We start from the raw sequence: 17,270 nt of genomic DNA, 5'->3' as shown, positions 1-17,270 counted from the left end.
CTCTTATTTACTGAATACGATCAGCGGATAGCGTCCGTATTTGCCAAAGAAGCGCGGGAACATCTCTTCCACACGATACAACACCTTGAGCCAAAATGCGCCCGCCCACTGTTCACGAATATAGAAGCGCAGGAAGTGTGTACCGAGGGTGCGCCAAACATAAATATCGATGGGGAAGTAAGCGCTCAGAGCCTGGCGCAGTTCTTTGTAGCCGCGCTTCTTGACGAAGGTGCCGCGCCCCATCGTCTTCTCTTGGGGCAAATGGTCCTTCTCTGGCGCCGCGCCGCGCACGCGCTTGATGAAATCGGTCAGCTTTACAAAAAACGTATCCAGCGGAGCGTTGCCCCAGCCGTTGACCACCGCGGCGCTGTGGCCCGGGGCCAGCACACGATAGAGCTCGCAGTAACCGGTCACCTGCTCGTTCTCCGGCACATGATGGATGGTATGCAAAGACACTACACCATCGAAGACATCGCTGGCAAACGGAAGCCGGGTGACATCCGCCACCACGAACAGGCCCTTATCACCGATTCGTTTGCGGGCGGCCTGCAAGGCAGTGATGGAAAGGTCAGCACAGACGCGCTTGTGATAGCTGGCCGAGTATTCCAAATACACAGGGTACTGGATCGGGCCGGAGCCGGCGTCAAGCAGCAGGCGGCCATCAGGCGCCAGATGGCGCTTGACGCGCAGGTGGGCCCGGTGAATGTATTCCTGCGAGACGGGACGCAAGTCTTCGTAGCGCGCGTTCTGGAACAAGCCGTCCGAGATCTCCTGCCAGCCGACGCGGTCGTAAAACTCGCGTACCTGGCGCTTGACCTCGCGCTCATCCACGTTGGTTGGTGTCCCAGTCAAAGGGTTCTCCCATCAAATAGTCAAAAGTGCGTGCATACTGGCTCTGCCCTTGCGGCGTGAAGAGGGCAGCCAGCGGAGCGGTCTCCAGATCCTTAGCGAAGTGCAGCAGATGCCAGGGGAATGGCTGAGGATAATCAAAAAAGAATCGATAGGCATAATGCCAGGCTTGATCCACTTCAGCCGGTCTCAGCTGCGCAGCGGGCAGATCAGCCATGCTGTTATCCAACATGGCGAAGTAGTCTTCCCAGTTGGCCGGGTCCTGCGTGAAGCCTTTGCCGCGGTAGTGGGTGCGGCCCGCCACGATCACCGGGCGGCCGCTCATGGCCATCTCCAGGCCAACCGTGGTGGTGTAAACCAAGCCCAATTGGGCGGCCTCGACCAGGTCGTAGGTATTGATCGGGTCGCCAGCACCCACCAGACGAATGTTCTCGGGTAGCTGGGGCATTTCCTGTTTGACCAAGTCTGCCACCGAAGGGCCGTCCAGATTGCGCTCGCCGGGGTGCACGCGCACCACCAGCTGCACATCCTGGAGCTGGGCAAAGTAGGCCAGCGTGCGGCGCAGCCAGGTGCTCATATCGCCAGTGAAAGCGTTGCGCCCCAGGGTCAGGCTATCGCCAATGACGTTGGCGGCCAACAGCACCACCGGGCGCGCATCCAGGCCGAGCTTGGTACGGACCTGTGCGGCGCCTTCAGCCGGAGCGTCTTGCCATTTGCGGTAGAAGTGGCGGAACAGCCCGGCGGCCTGGCGCGTGGCGAACAACTCCTGCACCTCGGCGCGCTGTGGGTCGGTGAAAGGCTCATTACGGCGGGCCGCCCACAGGGCGCCAGTCTCTTGCAACATGACCGATTCGTTGTGCGCCAGCCAGATACGGCCGCGTTGCTCGCCAAATTCATAGCTCACCACGGCGATGTTCAAATGGCGGGCGGCATGCAGCACAGCGCCAAATTCCATAATAAGGCCGTTGGGCAAGATGACTACATCCGGCTGCTCACGCTGCAGCCAGGCCAGAGCAGCCGAGGCGGCGGCGCGGTTGGCGCGCAGGCGTAACTGAAACAGCGGGCTGGCCTTGTCCACTTCTTCCACCTGCTGGGTGTATTGCACATCCATCACAGACACTTGCTCCACCTGAGCGTCTAATGCAGCCGGCAATTCGACAGCAGGAATATTCAGGAAAGACTGCACCGGAACCAAGGTTTGCATCGGAGCGAATACACTGCGCGCATAGGCCTCACGGCGGCGCAGGTCAAAACGCGGCACATCATCTTTCCATGTGGCGTAGGGCAGATAGGCCATATTCACTTCATACCCCAGGCCGCGCAAAGCCAACGACAGCAACGTAGCATGATGGATCCAATAATGCAGCGTGGCAAACACCAGCACCTTGCTACCAGCCTGTGCCTTAAGCGGCGAATTGTTCACCGCATCCACCCAGCTTGGCAGCTGCGCGCGCAGCTCCTCCAACTTAAAGCCGTCAATGGGCGCGTTGCCGCCGCGCAGCGCCCAAGCGAGCTCGGCAGTTGCCGGCACGTGACCCAAGAAATCTTTCAGACGGCTGGAGGGCATGCTGGTCAGGCGGCTCCCACGCGGTCAATAGTCCAGTCAAGCTGCGGGCGCACAAAGCCTTGGCGCGGCTCCGGCCAGTGCATGCCTGGGGCCCCCATGGCGTCCACGGTAAAGGCCAACGCGCGCTCATCCCAAAAATATCGGCGCACACGGAAGGCGCTGGCGTTGACGCCCAGTAGGTACTGGCCTTCGTTCAGGAAGTTGGCCGGGATTACGGCACGGCTGATGTAGCGACCCGCTTCACGCGTGCCGTACTTTTCGAAGGCAGCCGGGTCATCGGTATCAAACGAAGTGAGGATGACCTCGCCGCGCATGCTTTGCAGATAAATACCAACGCGCAGGCCTTGAATCGGCTGGGCCAGTGTGTACTCAAACTCAATTTCCAGTGGCTGGCGCGATTGCGCCGTCTCCACCACGCTGCCGCTGGCGTCTTTGACGCGCAGCGCTACGGGCGCAAACGGCGCAGCATCCGCTGGCACTTGATCCGCGCCCCAGCTGCGCTCACCGTTCTTCTGGAAGCTGGAAGACATGTAATAGTCCACCGCTTCACGCGTGGGAGCGCGGAAGGCGAGCTGGCCGCGCTCCATCACGATGCATTCTTCAGTCAGGCGCAGAATGGCGGACATGTTGTGGCTGACAAACAGCACCGTGCGGCCCGCCGCGGCTACATCGCTCATTTTGCCCAGGCATTTGCGCTGGAACTCAGCATCGCCCACCGCCAGCACTTCGTCTACCACCAGGATCTCAGGCTCCAGGTGCGCCGCGACCGAGAAGGCCAAACGCAGGTACATGCCGCTGGAATAGTGCTTGACGGCAGTATCGATGAATTTATCGACGCCGGCAAATTCGACGATCTCGTCAAACTTCTTGGCGATCTCGCTGCGCTGCATACCCAGCACGGCGCCATTGAGGAAAATATTCTCGCGGCCGCTAAGCTCTGGATGGAAGCCCGTACCTACTTCCAACAGGGAGCCAACGCGGCCATTGATCTCGGCAAAGCCCGTAGTGGGGTCAGTGACGCGCGAAAGGATCTTGAGCAGCGTGCTTTTGCCCGCGCCGTTGCGGCCAACCACGCCCAGCACCTGGCCCTGTTTGACGTCAAAGGTCACGTCGCGCAACGCCCACACCTTCTCGGCGCGGTCGCGCAGCTCGCCCTTGAGTAGGCGCACCGGCCAGGTGACCGCCGCGCCCAGGCGTTCGCCCAGGGTGCTGTAGGCCTGTTGGCTGCCGCCCAGACGGTACTGCTTGCCTAACCCTTCAACACGAATGGCGTAGCTCATCTAGACCACATCCGCAAAGGTGCGCTCCATGCTACGGAAGTACATCAGGCCACTCACCAGCATCGCCAGTGACGAGGCCAGCGAAACCCACAGCATGTTCTCGGAGTAGACAGGGATACCCAGCAAGGCATAGCGGAAACCTTCGACCACACCCACCATGGGGTTAAGCGCATACAGCCACTGCCAGGCTTCGGGCAGGCGTTCAAAGATGCTTTTGGCCTCATAGGCGATCGGCGAAGCCAGCATCCAGAATTGGGTCAGGAACGGAATGATGTATTTAACATCGCGATAATGCACGTTGAGGGCCGCCAGCCACAGGCCAACGCCCAGCGCGGTGAGCAAGGCCACCAGAACATATAGCGGCAACAATAGCAAATTGACGGGGGCAAACTGATAATAGATCATCATGCCTGCCAAGATCAGGAAGGCGACCGCAAAATCCAGCACACCGCTGAGCACATTCGCCAGGGGCACAATGATGCGGGGAAAGTAGACCTTGGTGATCATATTGCGGTTGGCTACCAGCGAACGGCTGGCGTCGCTGACCGCGTTGGAGAACAGGTTCCAGGGCAGCAGTGCGGCGAAGGTAAAGAGCGGACGCGGCACCCCACTGGTAGGCAGGCCTGCCACTTCGCCGAAAAGCAGATTCAGCAGCAGCATCTGCAGCAGCGGCTGCAAGATGGCCCAGGCGCCGCCCAGCAGGGTCTGCTTGTAGCGCACCAAGATGTCGCGCCAGGTGAGGAAGACGATGAGCTCGCGGAAGTTCCACAGCTCACGGAAATCCAGCCCCACCATGCCGCGTTGCGGCCGAATGAGCACTTTGGCGCTCTTGGTTGCCAGGCTACTCATGTTATGCCAGCTCAGCCCGGTGCTGCATGTACCAGTCAATGGTCTTGCGCAGCCCCTCTTCAAAATTAACACGCGCACGGAAACCAAACAGCTCCTCAGCGCGGCTCACATCCAGCAAGCGGCGCGGCTGCCCGTTGGGATAGGCTTCATTCCAGACCAGCTCCCCGCTGTAGCCCACCAGGCGACTGATCAACTCAGCCAGGTCCTTGATGCTGATCTCATAGCCAGACCCAAGGTTCACGGGTTCATCGCCATCGTAACGTTCAGCCGCCAGCACAATGCCTTCGGCAGCATCTTCCACATACAGGAATTCACGCGTGGGTGAACCGTCACCCCACAGCTCCACCTGAGGATCGCCGTTCTCATTGGCCTCCACAAATTTGCGGATGAGGGCCGGGATCACGTGCGAGGAGGCCGGGTTGAAGTTGTCTTTTGGCCCGTACAGGTTCACGGGCAGCAAATAAATAGCATTGAAGTCATGCTGCTGTCGGTAAGCCTGTGCCTGCACCAGCAGCATCTTCTTGGCGAGGCCATAAGGGGCGTTGGTCTCTTCGGGGTAGCCGTCCCACAGCTCATCTTCGCGGAAGGGTGTATGCGCAAACTTAGGGTAGGCGCACACCGTGCCAAGCGCCACAAATTTATCGACGCCACTCTCCCACGCCTGATGCATGAGCGGAATGCCCATCATGATGTTCTTATAGAAGAGATCGGCCGGCTTCTCGCGGTTGAGGCCAATACCACCGGCCAGCGCGGCAATATGGATGACGATATCTGGCTTGGCGTCTTGCAGCATGCGGCTGATGTCTTCGGGCTGCACCAGGTCATAGTCTTTGCTGCGCGGCACAAAAATATCGGTGGCGCCGCGCTGGCGCAGTTTTTCAACGACAAAGGAGCCTAGGAAGCCGCCGCCGCCAGTCACGGTTATACGTTTGCCTTGCCAAAAATTTGCTTCAGCCATTTTTCACCTTTACTGCACGATAAACTGCGCGTTACGGAAACGCGGATTGTGCGGGTCCTTGATCAAGCCGTCTTGCAGCGCATGCAAGAGCTCGCGGATGCCGTCGTCAACGCTGTAGCGCGTCTGGTATCCCAGCACGCGGCGCACCTTTTCAAAAGAGACGCTGATATCGCGCATGTCTCCGCCAAAAGTGAGGTCTTTGTAATTCACAATAATCTCGGGCAGGCGCTTGATGATCAGGCCTACGATCTCGTCTTTGCGGTAGTTGCCCGATTCATCACCGAGGTTAAAGATCTCGCCGCGCACGTTGTCGTCAGGCGCTTCCAGTCCCAGTAGGATGCCGGCGACGATGTCGCGCACATGCACAAAGGAACGCGAGTAGCCGCGCTGGTAAATAAGCAGCTCGCGCTTGGTGAACGCCTCGAGTACAAATTGATTGACGATCAAGTCAAAGCGCGTACGCGGCGATATGCCAAACAGCGTAGCAAAGCGGAAGATGACCGGCGTGCAGGTCGAGTCTTTTTGCGCCTGCAGATACTCCTCGGCGGCGATCTTGGTTTCGGCATAAAGCGACTGTGGATGCAGTGGCGACTCTTCAGTCACCAAGCCCCCATCCTGGGATTGGCCATAGTTGCTATAGGTCGAAGAGAAGATAAAGCGCTTGGCGCCCATTTCAGCTGCCTGCTCAAAGACGCGTTGGGTGGTTTCCACGTTGTAATGCCACGCTACCGACTTGCCTACTGCCTGGCAAGCGGGGAAGCCCACAATGCCGGCCAGATGTACGATGGCGTCGGGCTGGGCGCCGGTGCGCAACAATTGGCGGAAGTTATGAGACTCACCTACATCGGCTTTGATGAACTTGAACCCGGGATGCGCCAGATAGGCCACTAGCGAATCGCCGCCGAACAGTAATTTATCCATCACGCTCACTTGGTGGCCACGCTGCAGCAGCTCGCCCACCAGCAGAGAGCCAATGTAGCCCGCGCCGCCAGTCACGACAATATGCTTGGCGCTCACGCGGGCTTCTCCACAATGTTGTTCTCCATGATCAAATGCACTTTATGCCCGGTAATGCGCAGAGTAGCCGCGTCAGGGCGCACAGGCTCTACGGGCATCCCCTGCTCCATACAAGTCAGCTTGCAAATATCAAGAATGTCATCCGGGCTGCCGGGGGCCACCTCGATGCATACGCTGCTCACGCCGGCGGCACGCGCCTCGGCCAGCAGGGTCTGCACACGGCTGCGCGTGCGGCGGTAGAGCGCCATCGATTGTTCAACATAGTCTACAGTGAGGCGGGCACGCAGGCTCAGCCCTTGGGGGGTGATGATGTAGCGTAGCTTGCGGCGCTGGGCGCGGGTGACCTTGACATAACCCTTGGAGATCAGGCGCTTCAGGTGCCAGTTGACCGTACCCACGGCCACGCCCAGCTGGCCAGCCAGAGAGGCCTGGGTGACATCCGGGTCGGTTTCGATATGCTCCAGCAGGAGAAGATCCCGCGCGGGATCGGCGTGTTGTTCCATCGTTTTTACTTCAAAATTCAGCCGCTGAATTATAACGTTGGGAAGGTAAAGGTCAAGCCCGCAACCAGTCCCACAGCATATAGAGGGCACAGCTGGCCAGGCCCACACCCAGCAGCTGGTGGATCTCCACAATCGGCCACCACTCCAGGCCTACATAACGACGCAAATACCAAGGGATCAGCCATGCGCACAGAATCAGCGCCGAGACCAGGCTGCGGCGCAGCCAAGGGTCCTTAGTCTCTTCCTGCCGTACCCAAGCCCAGGCTGTCAGGAGCACTTGAACGGCAGCAAAGGCACTGCGATAGCGTGGGTTGTCCCATAAGTCGCCGCCGCCGCGGTATGAAGCCACTAGACTAACCACCCAGCTGCCCAGCAGCCAGACGCCGGGTAACTGCAACCAGGCACGCGCTCGCAACACCAGATAGCTGGCATACACCAGCAGGGCTAAAACCGCGGTCCAACCCAGAGCACGCCATACACCGATGACAGTCCACACCATCGGGCCGCCAGCGGCCAGGGCCGCGGGCAGCAGCGGGCGCACCAGCCCATAAGCAACCAGGAAGGGCACTTTGGCCCAAAGGGGCATACGCTCAAATTGGCGTGCCACCCAGCCGGACGAATTCTCGCTGACATATACCTGCCAGTCCGCCGATTGTACAAGCCAGGTGTCACCTATTGAACTAAACACGAAGAAATACAGGCTTGCCGCCACCGCCAGAATTCCCAAGCCAATCCAGATGTGTCTATCCCGTAACAGCTTCCAGTTCGTCAGTGCCAGCCAAGTGATGGCGGCAAATAGCAACAGAGAAGAGACGAACGGCCATGACAAAAAAGCCGCACTGGCAAAGCTCACCAGCAACAGCTGCAACCCTAAACGACGAGTACCGCTGTTGATCTGCTGCACAGCCAGCAGCACCATTGGGAGCAAACACACGGTAAAGGCCTCGCGCATCTGCGAAGAGCCCAGTAAGGCCGCTTCCGGATACAGAGCCAGCCCCCACGCGGCCAGCCAGGCCACCCGCTTACCAAACGCGCGCGCTCCAGCCGCCCACACAAATGCCACAGCCAGCCCTGAGACAACTGCCGCTGGCAGCAGGGTCAACAATGGCATGTGAGTAGGGGCAGCCAGATACTTATAGATGGTCGCGCTCAAGAAAAGCAAACCGCCATACTGGTCGGTGACGCTGTAACCAGCAAAGGCCTTCCACAATGGCTCATTGGATTGGGCAAATTGCCAGGCGGCCGAATCTCGGTTGAAGGCATCTTGCATCACGTACCCGGCCGCCTGCACATCCGTGTCGTAGCCCCAGGCAGGCAGCCCCAACAGCCAAATGATGCTAAGCACCAAACGGAAAGCAATCGCGCCAAGCACCAACCAGGCCAGCCAGCGCGGCGCGTTCTCAATTCGCATGACGCGCCAGGCCGCTAAACCGACACCGACCAAAAGACCAAGCAAGCCAGTGAACGACCACCAGCCCTGCAACGAAGCAAAACGATTGGAGACCCAGGCCAGCAGACTAGACAAAACAAGAATCAGAAAACCTACTACTAAATAGTTTCGCAACGAAGAGTTTTTGTGCTTTTTAGCCATAACTTTACTGACACCCATCAGAAAGGCGGGCGGAAGGCACTATTGTGCCGTATTCCATCAAAACCACAGCCAGCACATTAACATCCTGGCTACTGCATCGGATCACAATGGCATCCGAAGCATTCGGGAAGTGAAGGTCAGCACCGTCATGGGGCAGCAACAAGGCGGCAGGTTCAGGCCCAATTAGAAAGAAACTTACACGAGGATAATCTTGAACCTGCGTAAGTAAAAAATCATTATCGCGGCCTTGCCCAGCGCTATAAAAGCTAGGATACAAAGCGCGGCCGTGCAAAACACTCGCTTGGCCGCTTTCCAATAGGCTGATGAGTTCGGTCGGCGCAGAGGGGATTTTTTCTACAACTTCTAATACCTGCACAGTGCTCAGTTTGGAAAAGCGCGGGCTAGAGAGTGCTTCAATAAGGGAATAGGACAAGCCAGCCAACAAAAGGGCCATTACAGCGCTTATCCAAGCGCCAGGGGTGTAGTGTTTCTCTTTTGGCTTGGGTGTCACATCTACCGAGAGCGCTTGCTGGCGCCATTCACTCTTTGGCAACACGGCTGATACCCACAGGACCAGCTGTCCCATGCCAATGGCGTAGTACAGCAGCACCGTCCAATCAGCAGGCAGGTTGTAGCGCCAGCCCGCTACGCGGGCCAATGCCAGGTTGGCGGTAAACCCCAGATTGATGAATAGGGGTACCAAGCCAACCCAGCCTAACCGCTGCCACGCTGCAGCCAGGCCCACGCTAACAAGCACAGTATTCAGCGCAATGATCACATAGCTTTCAGACGCAAGCCCGCCATCCCAACTGGGCCAATATGGCAGCTCACGCACGTGTGCTTCCAGGCTGCGCAATACTGCAGTGGTGGGCAGGGTCATAAAATTGACTATCTGATTGCGTACAAAGTTGTCAGTTACAAAACCAGCAACGTATAAGGGGTCCTTCAGCATGAAGCTGCGCACCGCCCCCATTTGGCGAGCATAATATTCACCCTCTGTCTCGCCCATCAGGAAAGGTAAACCAAAAGTGCCCGGTTCATACCGGTAGCGGTTCGCCAAAAAACCGGACACAATGGAATCTTCTATTGCCCATTGCCCCATACCCAAGCGATTTCGGACAACCCATGGGCTGGCCACCAACAACACCCCAATCCCGAACAGAACGCCTGACCGCCAACCCTTACGGAACCCCCACACCAACACAGCCAGCAATACGAATGCCGGCACTACCGTAAGCATCTGAGAACGCAGCAACACAAAGGCGCCCAATACGCCGCCCACCAACAGACCCCGGCGCGCATCAGGCTTGGTTTTACTCAGCCAGCCGACTGCCAGCACACCCACAGTGGCAATGCCTAGTGCGGCCGGCAGATCCGCCATCAGCATTTTGGCATGCGAGAGATTGATGATATGTCCAAGCGCAATGGCATTGGTCTCACGAAAGATCATGAAGCCGGCCAACAATAAGCCTGAGAGGCGGTGATGTAGGCGCGTGCCAAGCAGATACAGCGCAGCCGGAAAAAGCGCCAGCACCATTACCTGCACAGCGATCACATTCGTATAGTCGGAGTTAAACAGCGCCTCAACGCCAGAGAGGAACATGACATACAGCGGGCGACGAATTGCCACCATTCCGCCGAAGTGGAAACCCTCTCCTATCTGAACATTCTGTGCGATCACATCATGATTGAACGCGTCGGAAAGCGGATAGCTCTCGTAGTTCGGGCTGGTCAGATCCGAACTGTAGTACGTTGGCTGAGCAGGTTGCTGCAACCACATCCCCGCTGCCACCATCCACACCAGCACCGCCAGCACAAGATCCACTCTTTCAAAAAAGCCGTAGCGTTTTCGCAGCCAGGCTATAGCGATCAACAAGCTTATAGATGTAATCAGGGTGAGCACGACTTGGGTAAGCAAAATAGGCGCATTGGGCGCCATCCAACGCGTGGCATCAAATCCCAGGCCAACCCGCGTGATAACGATAATGAGAATTGCGCCAACAAGTGAGGCAAAAGCTATTAGGCTGGCGACCAGCAGTTGGCGTTGGGAGCGTAATGCCCTAAGATCAAGACCACGGGCGGTCAGCCAAAGCAACAACAAACCAGCGGCCAAGACTGCCATATAAGCAAATACGGGTTGCAGACGTTGGGCATACAAAGCCAGCGGGCCAAGCATCGTAATCGAATAACCAGGCGACATGAGTGCAGCCCCGGTGGCCAACATCAAAATGCCCCCCAAGCAGATCGAAACAATCCAGGGATTTGCTTCAATTAACCAGGCAACGAATTGCTCTCGCGGGCGGCGAAGTGCGCGCCAACGCAGCAGAACAGCGCCTTGTGCAAACACAAGCAACAGCACCACACCGGCGAGGACCAGGCGCTCGGCGGAATAGCCCAGGAATAATGCGGCGCTGCTTTCACTTGGAGTTGAAAGCAGGCTGACGACAGCAAACAGACCGCATAGCAGGCTTGCGGCTAGGGTCAGGCGCCATACAATCTCAGATTGTTTTTTTGAGGATTTCATGAACCAGTGTTGGAGTAGTACCCCAACACTTTTGAATCATATCTTAACTACGGGCACTCAAAAGTATTCCCAATAGGCATAAAAGTCTCTACGCCCACATCTTGAAAATCATGCACTGATTGGTAGTAGCGTAGCAACGGAATGCTGACCCAGCGCTTCCAGGCGTTGTTCTCAACGATCAAACTATCGCCATATTGTGGGTTTCGCCCGCGGAAAACCGTATCTTCCAGTTCGCCGACAATGAGAGCGTATTTGTGTGCGGCCAAGTCTGAAGCAAATTCATCAAAGAAAGCCCGATTAGCAGATAACGCCTGGTCCATCACATACTTCTTTTCATATTCAGGATGCAGTGCAACTTCGGTCATATACCGAAAGGTCAACAAGTGCCTTTGGTCCAGGAACAGGATTGGGCCATACTGAGCCGCACAAGCTACATTTGCATCTATACGCTCCATGATGTAGCTAAGGCGTTCCTCGTCGGGTAGATCCAACGGAGCGCCTGAATACAGCGGAAACAAAGCCGGTATCAGCAACATACCTGTGAGTGCAGCCTGAGCACTGCGGTTGTTCCCCACCCACTTACCCAACTGCTTATGCAGCCCAGCCTCCCAGGCCACCCCCATCAACAGCACCAATGTGACCAGAAGCATATCCAGGTTGTGCAGATCTGCGCCACCGCCAACTTTGGCACTGGCGATCAACCCCACGACGAGGAATGCGCCCAATCCGCCCAGCAAAACCAGGCGCTGGAACGCAACCGTCTTCCAATGGCCAGTTCGCACGAGATAAAGCATAAGCAACACCAAGGGGCCGGCCGCGGCCAGCAAACCCAGCAGAATTCCCGGGGGGAAGACATCGTTGGGCAGCATACGTTCCCACGCAAACGGCTGGCTTGTCACCGTGGCTTGGAGCGCCTGCACGCTGCTTACGCCTTGCGCACCCGGCGTAGCATCAATAGGTCCTATAGGATCAGAGGTAGGAGCAAACAGGCTGGACAAAATGCCGCCGATGATCGGCAGCCCTGCGCTCCACAGCCCGCTCAGGCCCAGTGCCACCGCCCGCGCCCAGTCTTGCCAGCGCAGCTTGCTCTGCAGCCACGCAGCATCAGACAGGCTGAGTATTACAGCCCAGATCGCTGGCGCAAAGGTCCACGTAAACCGACTGGCGGCCGCGTAAGTGCCCGCCAGCGCCACCAACGGAATTGCGATCCAGAGTGCCTGCCGGCGAGCGAAAGCAACCAGAATGGCGCTAAGGATCAGCGGCGCATAGATTGGTCCCTGGTTCAGAAAAATCAAAGCCCACAGCCCAGCCAGAAACCACTGCAAGCGGGCCGTCTTCAATGGTCTAAACGCAAACCAGCCCAACAGAGCATATGGAAGAGTGCTCATCAGCGCGCTCCAGGCTCGCGCACCGGCTATAGTCAGGTCTGACGATAGGAAGGGTAATCCCCACAGTGTTTGACGCCCACGGTCTATCCAGGCAAATATCGGCTCCGTCGCCGGATAGTCATACCGTTCACGCCCATACAGCAGGGAATAGTCCCAGAGACGGTTCCCTTCTGACCAATGCAGTGCAAGCGGGTAACTGGTAACGCGCACAAACGCATCGCCAATGACCAACCCAGTGGCTACAAACAACAGCGAGAGAAAGAATGCATTCCAGGTCACCAGGGCTTTGCGGTTACGAGTCAATAACAAAGCCGCTGCCAGAACCGCCATGGCGTACAGCAAAGTGCGTGTAAAAAAGCCTGTGAATAAACCGCCCCATGGCGAATAGTAAATAAAGTACCAGGGGAAAATTACGAAGAGCGCCAAAACGAACCAGCGCAACAACGGAACAGCAGCTAAGCGGTCAAACAGCTTGTTGCGCAGGGCGGTCGCCGCTTTAGACTGCTGCAAACTGTTGCAAACGGCCCACAGTACGCACACCAGCAGAAGAGCCAAGCCAAGCAGTGTAAGCAACCACTTGAGTGAAAGCCGCCCAACAAAAAACCCGGAACCCCAGGCGATCTGAAACGACTCGGCAAATGCGCCCAGCGCAAAAAACAGAGCAACACCAAAAAACAGCTCCTTGCGGCTATGCATTGTGTAAATCCTTTATCAAGCCAGCGTAAGCAGCGCCCATAACGTCTACAGTGTAACTTTGGCGAGCCTTGTGTTGCGCAGCACGGCCCAAACGGGCACGTAATTCAGCATCGCCGATAATGCGTCGCAATGCATCGGCCAGGCTGGCGGGGTCCTGCGGCTCAACCAGCAGCCCAGTCTGCTCGTGTTCGAGAACGTCGGTAGACGCCTCGATCCGCGTCGCCACCACAGGGAGTCCTACAAACATGGCTTCCAATAGAGCAAGTGACATCCCCTCCCAAAGCGAAGGTTGCACAAATACATCTGCAACTGTCAGCAACTCTGCCACATCATTCCGTACGCCTATAAAACGCACTCTATCATTTAACCCAAGCGCGCTTGCTTTTGCTTCAAGCTCTTCACGCAAGGGGCCATCCCCAACAAAAGCAAAGACAGCATTCGTCTCCTGAAGAAGATGGATAGCATCAAGTAGATATGTATGACCCTTTTGCACCATCAGACGACCAACAGTCACCAGCAGAAGCTGATCCTGGGTAACCACCAGAGAGCGACGCAGTGATTGTTTTTGCTCCGCAGTTAGTGCGATTTCAGGCGGGGGCACGATGCCGTTATCGATCACCACGAGCTTCTCAGGGCGTGCTCCTTCACGTTGTGCAAGACTGCGCACCTGGCTCGAAACACACACCATGCGAGTGCACGCCGCGGAATTCGTGAGTTGGCTATGCAGCGAGCTTAGCAAGCCGGGGGCATTTTCAATATGGCCGTGGTGCGTACCCAGGCGCACCTGGGTGCCAGCCAGCCAGGCCAGCGGCAGCCCCAGTAGATTGCTATGCGGCGTATAAGTGATGACTAACTGGTGCCGGCGCAGGATAGCAAACAAACGCAGCATGGCTGTAGCCAGCCGCACCAGGTTGGCGGCCACAAAACCGTCCTGTTTCCAGCCATTGAGCGAGATCACCGGATACTTGTGCTGGTGCTGCCACTCAGCCGCCAGTCCTTGTTTGTCATATACAAAGGCCGCCTGCACCGAGTAACCGTTTTTATGAAGGTAATCAGCCAGAAGAAACAGCACACGCTGTGCACCGGCCACTTCCATCTGAGTTCCAAGCAAAAGTATTGAGGGTTTAAGGCTAGGCATGGGAGGCTGCGCGATTATAACGAGAGAGCGGGGCTGCTTTTTTCTGCCTAGAGCTCTCGGTCAAAACCTGCGTGTAGTTTTGACAATAGGCCCAGACGCGTTAGCAGCTCCCGGATTGCAAAGCGGATTTTTCCTAGCAACCACAGCGGTCTCCGCTTGCGGAGATAGCGCGGGTAGTCAGGCACCAGCTCCTCAAGAGAGCGCCATTCTCCAAAATTCCGGGCCGCGTCCAGCCGTAAGTGCTCAGCAGCACTGCGCAACTCAGGGTGAACTTTGTCATACACGCCATAGCGCAGCTGAACGGCAGTGCGCTCAATCAACGCTTCGCGCCCACCCTCCCGCGTGCTCAAGCCTTGCGCCGCATCGGTAAAGTACCCCAGCACTCCGTCCACCCGCCCCATCTGCAAGCCATTGGCCGCCATGCGCAGTGACAGATCCATGTCTGCTGCCACCCGTAGCTGCTCATCAAAATAGCCTACACGCTCGGCCACCGCGCGCCGTAGCACCCAAAAGGCGCCACCCTGAGCAAACGCACGCGCAAAATAAACCGGGTCATACACAGGTGTATGCCTACGCTGCCCACTCTGCTCCCCGTACGTGGGCACAGTAATGTAGTCTCCATAGGATAAGGCCCAGTCTGTGCCCTCCATTGAGTTCACCTGGCGTTCCAGCGAATCGGGCTGGCGGCAATCATCGATATTCCAGATCGCTAACAATGGAGCACTAGCGGCCGCCCATGCTCGGTTCCATGAGGCTCCTAGTGTCTCTCGCTCGACGGAATGCACTTGAATCTGCGCCGGAAACTCAGCTTGGAAGGCATGCGCGATCTGCAACTCATTAGGGGATGGCTGGTTGCAGATAAAGATAACTTCTGCACTACTAAACAGGGTCTGCTGCTGCAGTTGTGCAATATAAGCAATCAAATAGGCTTCACCCTTGTACACAGAAGCCAGAATGCTTACTCGGGGGGAACTCATAACCCTTCGCTCTCGATAGCATCAAAAGCTCGCAGCGCACCACGCACAAAATCCCTTGTGGTCCAAGCCTGCGCACGTTTGCGACCAGATTCGATCAAGTCCTGGCGCAACTTGGGATCCGAGTGTAGTTTTCGCACTGCGTCGGCAACTTCATGTGGATCAGTTGGATCCACCAGAATGGCTGCATCAACCAGTTGCTCCTCGGCGCCGCTCACACGGGCTGCAATTACTGGGCAACCCAGCGCAAAAGATTCCAACGGGGGTAGATTCTCTGGCCCAAAGAAACTCATGTAGGTTAAAGCCAATGCGTTTCTATATAAAGCGTATAGATCTTCACGGCTTACATAATCCAGAAATTTGACTTGATCAGATAAGCCATGTGCCTCGACCAGTTTTTGAATACCACGCTTTGCTCCAAAGTCAGCGCCGGTAAGCACCAACTGCAATGCTGGCCCGGTTTTTTTGAGATCCGCCAAAGCTAGCACTAAGTTAGCGTGATTCTTGTGAGTCCATAATTGTGCCGGGTACAGCAAATACCCCGGCTTTAATTCGAAGTCGGAAAGCACTTGCATATCATTTTGGGCACCGCTATCCAGAGCGGCTTGCGGGGTGGGGTGCGGCAGCAAGGTCACCTTATCTCGGGGGACCTCGTAAAAGCGCATGATCTCGTCCCGGCCAGCTCCCGTGCCGGCCACCACAACCCGCGCCTCGGGCAAGCACCGGCGATAGTGCCTTTCGCGCGTGTGCCACTCTCCGCCCGCGCTCACTTCAGGAAATTGCGGCTGAAGGCGATGCTGCAGATCCAGCACCAGGGGCACAAAGGGCATGCGCATTGCGCTGATGCGCGGGCTTAGGAACCAGGCAATCTCTGCCCCGGCGCGTCTTGCCTGGCGCTCCAAGCCAGAACGCCAGGCAAGACGATTTTCCAATTCTGGCAGGAAGCGGAACAGCTTTAGCAATGCGCGTTCCACCAAACCAGGCTTGCTGTAGCGCTGCCAGACGAGATTGCTTGCATCGGTGAGTTCTAGAGTAGTAGGGCTTAGAACGACAAACTGGTGACGAGACTCGGGGGCAACGCTCTCCAGTGCCTTGAGCAATTCACCTTGGAAAGTAAAGGCGCCGCCATCATGGGTGTAGTACTGATCAAGTACAACCGCGATCTTCATTCTTTGCGTGCCACGACCATAATGTGCCATGTATCCGGGCCAATGGTCTCGCCAGCCTGATAGGCGGGCAACCACTCAAGGGAGCAAAAACCGGCTTGTTGCAGAAACAAAGACATCTCTTGCACCAGGAAGTAGCGGTTTAACTGAGTCTCCTGCAGCTCCGCAACCAGCTTGCCTTCCGCGTCAGTTTCTCGCAAGGTGTAGTGGACTTCTGCCAACTGCCGAACAACGTGGAGGGTTGTGCGCGAGGTGCGCAACAGTTCGCCATTGGGCAAGGGCCAGCGCGCCTGGCGCTCATGCTCATAACCACGCAACATAGCGGATGCATGCCAGAACTCCAAGATCAGAAGGCCGTCCTCGCGCAGGGCATCGTGCGCATTGCGCAAGGTTTGCAGCACCGCATCGTTGGTTTGCACATAGCCGATCGAATCAAACAAGCAATACACTGCGTCAAACTTTTGGGGCGCCGGCACTGCCTCGCGCATATCATGCAACGCAAAGGTAACCTTCGAACCCGCTCGTTCGGCATTCGCCCGCGCCACCGCAAGCAAATCTTCCGAATAATCCGTAGCCAGGATCTGGTAACCCAGATTTTCGAGTTCAAACGCATGGCGGCCCGTTCCACAAGCCAGCTCAAGCAGCGCCTTGGTTTCACCTTTTGAATTGCGGCGAAGGCATGCGTCCACAAATGCAGCCTCATCGCTATAAGGCTTGTTGGTGTAAATGTGGTTGTAATACTCGGCATATTTGCCGAGGTATGAGCCCAT

14 protein-coding genes are annotated in these 17,270 nt (G+C 56.9%); all 14 read right to left on the bottom strand.

The window, feature by feature from the left end:
* Positions 1 to 3: 3 nt before the first annotated feature.
* Positions 4 to 852 carry a class I SAM-dependent methyltransferase gene (locus tag KIT08_06215; protein ID UYN88695.1) on the bottom strand — a complete coding sequence of 283 codons (849 nt, stop codon included), beginning with the start codon at positions 850 to 852 and terminating at the stop codon, positions 4 to 6.
* Positions 824 to 2,416, bottom strand: coding sequence for a hypothetical protein (locus KIT08_06210; GenBank protein ID UYN88694.1), 1,593 nt, complete (start codon positions 2,414 to 2,416; stop codon positions 824 to 826). The genes KIT08_06215 and KIT08_06210 overlap by 29 nt, the downstream gene beginning before the upstream one ends.
* A 5-nt stretch (positions 2,417 to 2,421) precedes the next feature.
* Complete coding sequence (locus tag KIT08_06205; protein UYN88693.1) at positions 2,422 to 3,696, bottom strand: ABC transporter ATP-binding protein; 1,275 nt, start codon at positions 3,694 to 3,696, stop codon at positions 2,422 to 2,424.
* Positions 3,697 to 4,545, bottom strand: coding sequence for an ABC transporter permease (locus tag KIT08_06200; GenBank protein UYN88692.1), 849 nt, complete (start codon positions 4,543 to 4,545; stop codon positions 3,697 to 3,699).
* Between the two features lies 1 nt (position 4,546).
* Positions 4,547 to 5,503 carry a GDP-L-fucose synthase gene (locus KIT08_06195; GenBank protein UYN88691.1) on the bottom strand — a complete coding sequence of 319 codons (957 nt, stop codon included), beginning with the start codon at positions 5,501 to 5,503 and terminating at the stop codon, positions 4,547 to 4,549.
* 9 nt (positions 5,504 to 5,512) lie between these two features.
* Positions 5,513 to 6,520, bottom strand: a complete 1,008-nt coding sequence (locus tag KIT08_06190) for an NAD(P)-dependent oxidoreductase (GenBank protein ID UYN88690.1) — start codon at positions 6,518 to 6,520, stop codon at positions 5,513 to 5,515.
* Complete coding sequence (locus KIT08_06185; protein ID UYN88689.1) at positions 6,517 to 7,023, bottom strand: winged helix-turn-helix transcriptional regulator; 507 nt, start codon at positions 7,021 to 7,023, stop codon at positions 6,517 to 6,519. Before KIT08_06185 ends, KIT08_06190 begins: the two co-directional genes overlap by 4 nt.
* A 52-nt stretch (positions 7,024 to 7,075) precedes the next feature.
* Positions 7,076 to 8,548, bottom strand: a complete 1,473-nt coding sequence (locus KIT08_06180; protein ID UYN88688.1) for a hypothetical protein — start codon at positions 8,546 to 8,548, stop codon at positions 7,076 to 7,078.
* Between the two features lie 70 nt (positions 8,549 to 8,618).
* Complete coding sequence (locus tag KIT08_06175) at positions 8,619 to 11,138, bottom strand: hypothetical protein (GenBank protein ID UYN88687.1); 2,520 nt, start codon at positions 11,136 to 11,138, stop codon at positions 8,619 to 8,621.
* Positions 11,139 to 11,185: 47 nt separating this feature from the next.
* Positions 11,186 to 13,222 carry a hypothetical protein gene (locus tag KIT08_06170; protein UYN88686.1) on the bottom strand — a complete coding sequence of 679 codons (2,037 nt, stop codon included), beginning with the start codon at positions 13,220 to 13,222 and terminating at the stop codon, positions 11,186 to 11,188.
* Positions 13,215 to 14,360, bottom strand: coding sequence for a glycosyltransferase family 4 protein (locus tag KIT08_06165; protein ID UYN88685.1), 1,146 nt, complete (start codon positions 14,358 to 14,360; stop codon positions 13,215 to 13,217). Before KIT08_06165 ends, KIT08_06170 begins: the two co-directional genes overlap by 8 nt.
* Positions 14,361 to 14,407: 47 nt before the next feature.
* Positions 14,408 to 15,304: a glycosyltransferase gene (locus KIT08_06160; GenBank protein UYN88684.1), complete on the bottom strand. Its 897-nt coding sequence runs from the start codon at positions 15,302 to 15,304 to the stop codon at positions 14,408 to 14,410.
* Positions 15,305 to 15,333: 29 nt separating this feature from the next.
* On the bottom strand, positions 15,334 to 16,503 hold the full coding sequence (locus tag KIT08_06155; GenBank protein ID UYN88683.1) for a glycosyltransferase family 4 protein: 1,170 nt from the start codon (positions 16,501 to 16,503) through the stop codon (positions 15,334 to 15,336).
* The gene (locus KIT08_06150) at positions 16,500 to 17,270 is read right to left on the bottom strand and encodes a class I SAM-dependent methyltransferase (protein UYN88682.1); all 771 of its coding nucleotides are present in this window, start codon (positions 17,268 to 17,270) and stop codon (positions 16,500 to 16,502) included. Before KIT08_06150 ends, KIT08_06155 begins: the two co-directional genes overlap by 4 nt.

This window comes from Anaerolineales bacterium (genome assembly GCA_025808555.1).
Classification (GTDB): Bacteria; Chloroflexota; Anaerolineae; order Anaerolineales; family UBA11579; genus JAMCZK01.
The sequence above is the reverse complement of the archived record's forward strand: the minus strand, read 5'-3'. Positions and strand labels throughout refer to the sequence as shown.

Coding starts and splice junctions, on each gene's coding strand:
- KIT08_06210 (UYN88694.1), bottom strand. CDS start 2,416: ATGCCCTCCAGCCGTCTGAAAGATTTCTTGGGTCACGTGCCGGCAACT.
- KIT08_06205 (UYN88693.1), bottom strand. CDS start 3,696: ATGAGCTACGCCATTCGTGTTGAAGGGTTAGGCAAGCAGTACCGTCTG.
- KIT08_06200 (UYN88692.1), bottom strand. CDS start 4,545: ATGAGTAGCCTGGCAACCAAGAGCGCCAAAGTGCTCATTCGGCCGCAA.
- KIT08_06195 (UYN88691.1), bottom strand. CDS start 5,503: ATGGCTGAAGCAAATTTTTGGCAAGGCAAACGTATAACCGTGACTGGC.
- KIT08_06185 (UYN88689.1), bottom strand. CDS start 7,023: ATGGAACAACACGCCGATCCCGCGCGGGATCTTCTCCTGCTGGAGCAT.
- KIT08_06175 (UYN88687.1), bottom strand. CDS start 11,138: ATGAAATCCTCAAAAAAACAATCTGAGATTGTATGGCGCCTGACCCTA.
- KIT08_06170 (UYN88686.1), bottom strand. CDS start 13,222: ATGCATAGCCGCAAGGAGCTGTTTTTTGGTGTTGCTCTGTTTTTTGCG.
- KIT08_06165 (UYN88685.1), bottom strand. CDS start 14,360: ATGCCTAGCCTTAAACCCTCAATACTTTTGCTTGGAACTCAGATGGAA.
- KIT08_06155 (UYN88683.1), bottom strand. CDS start 16,503: ATGAAGATCGCGGTTGTACTTGATCAGTACTACACCCATGATGGCGGC.
- KIT08_06150 (UYN88682.1), bottom strand. CDS start 17,270: ATGGGCTCATACCTCGGCAAATATGCCGAGTATTACAACCACATTTAC.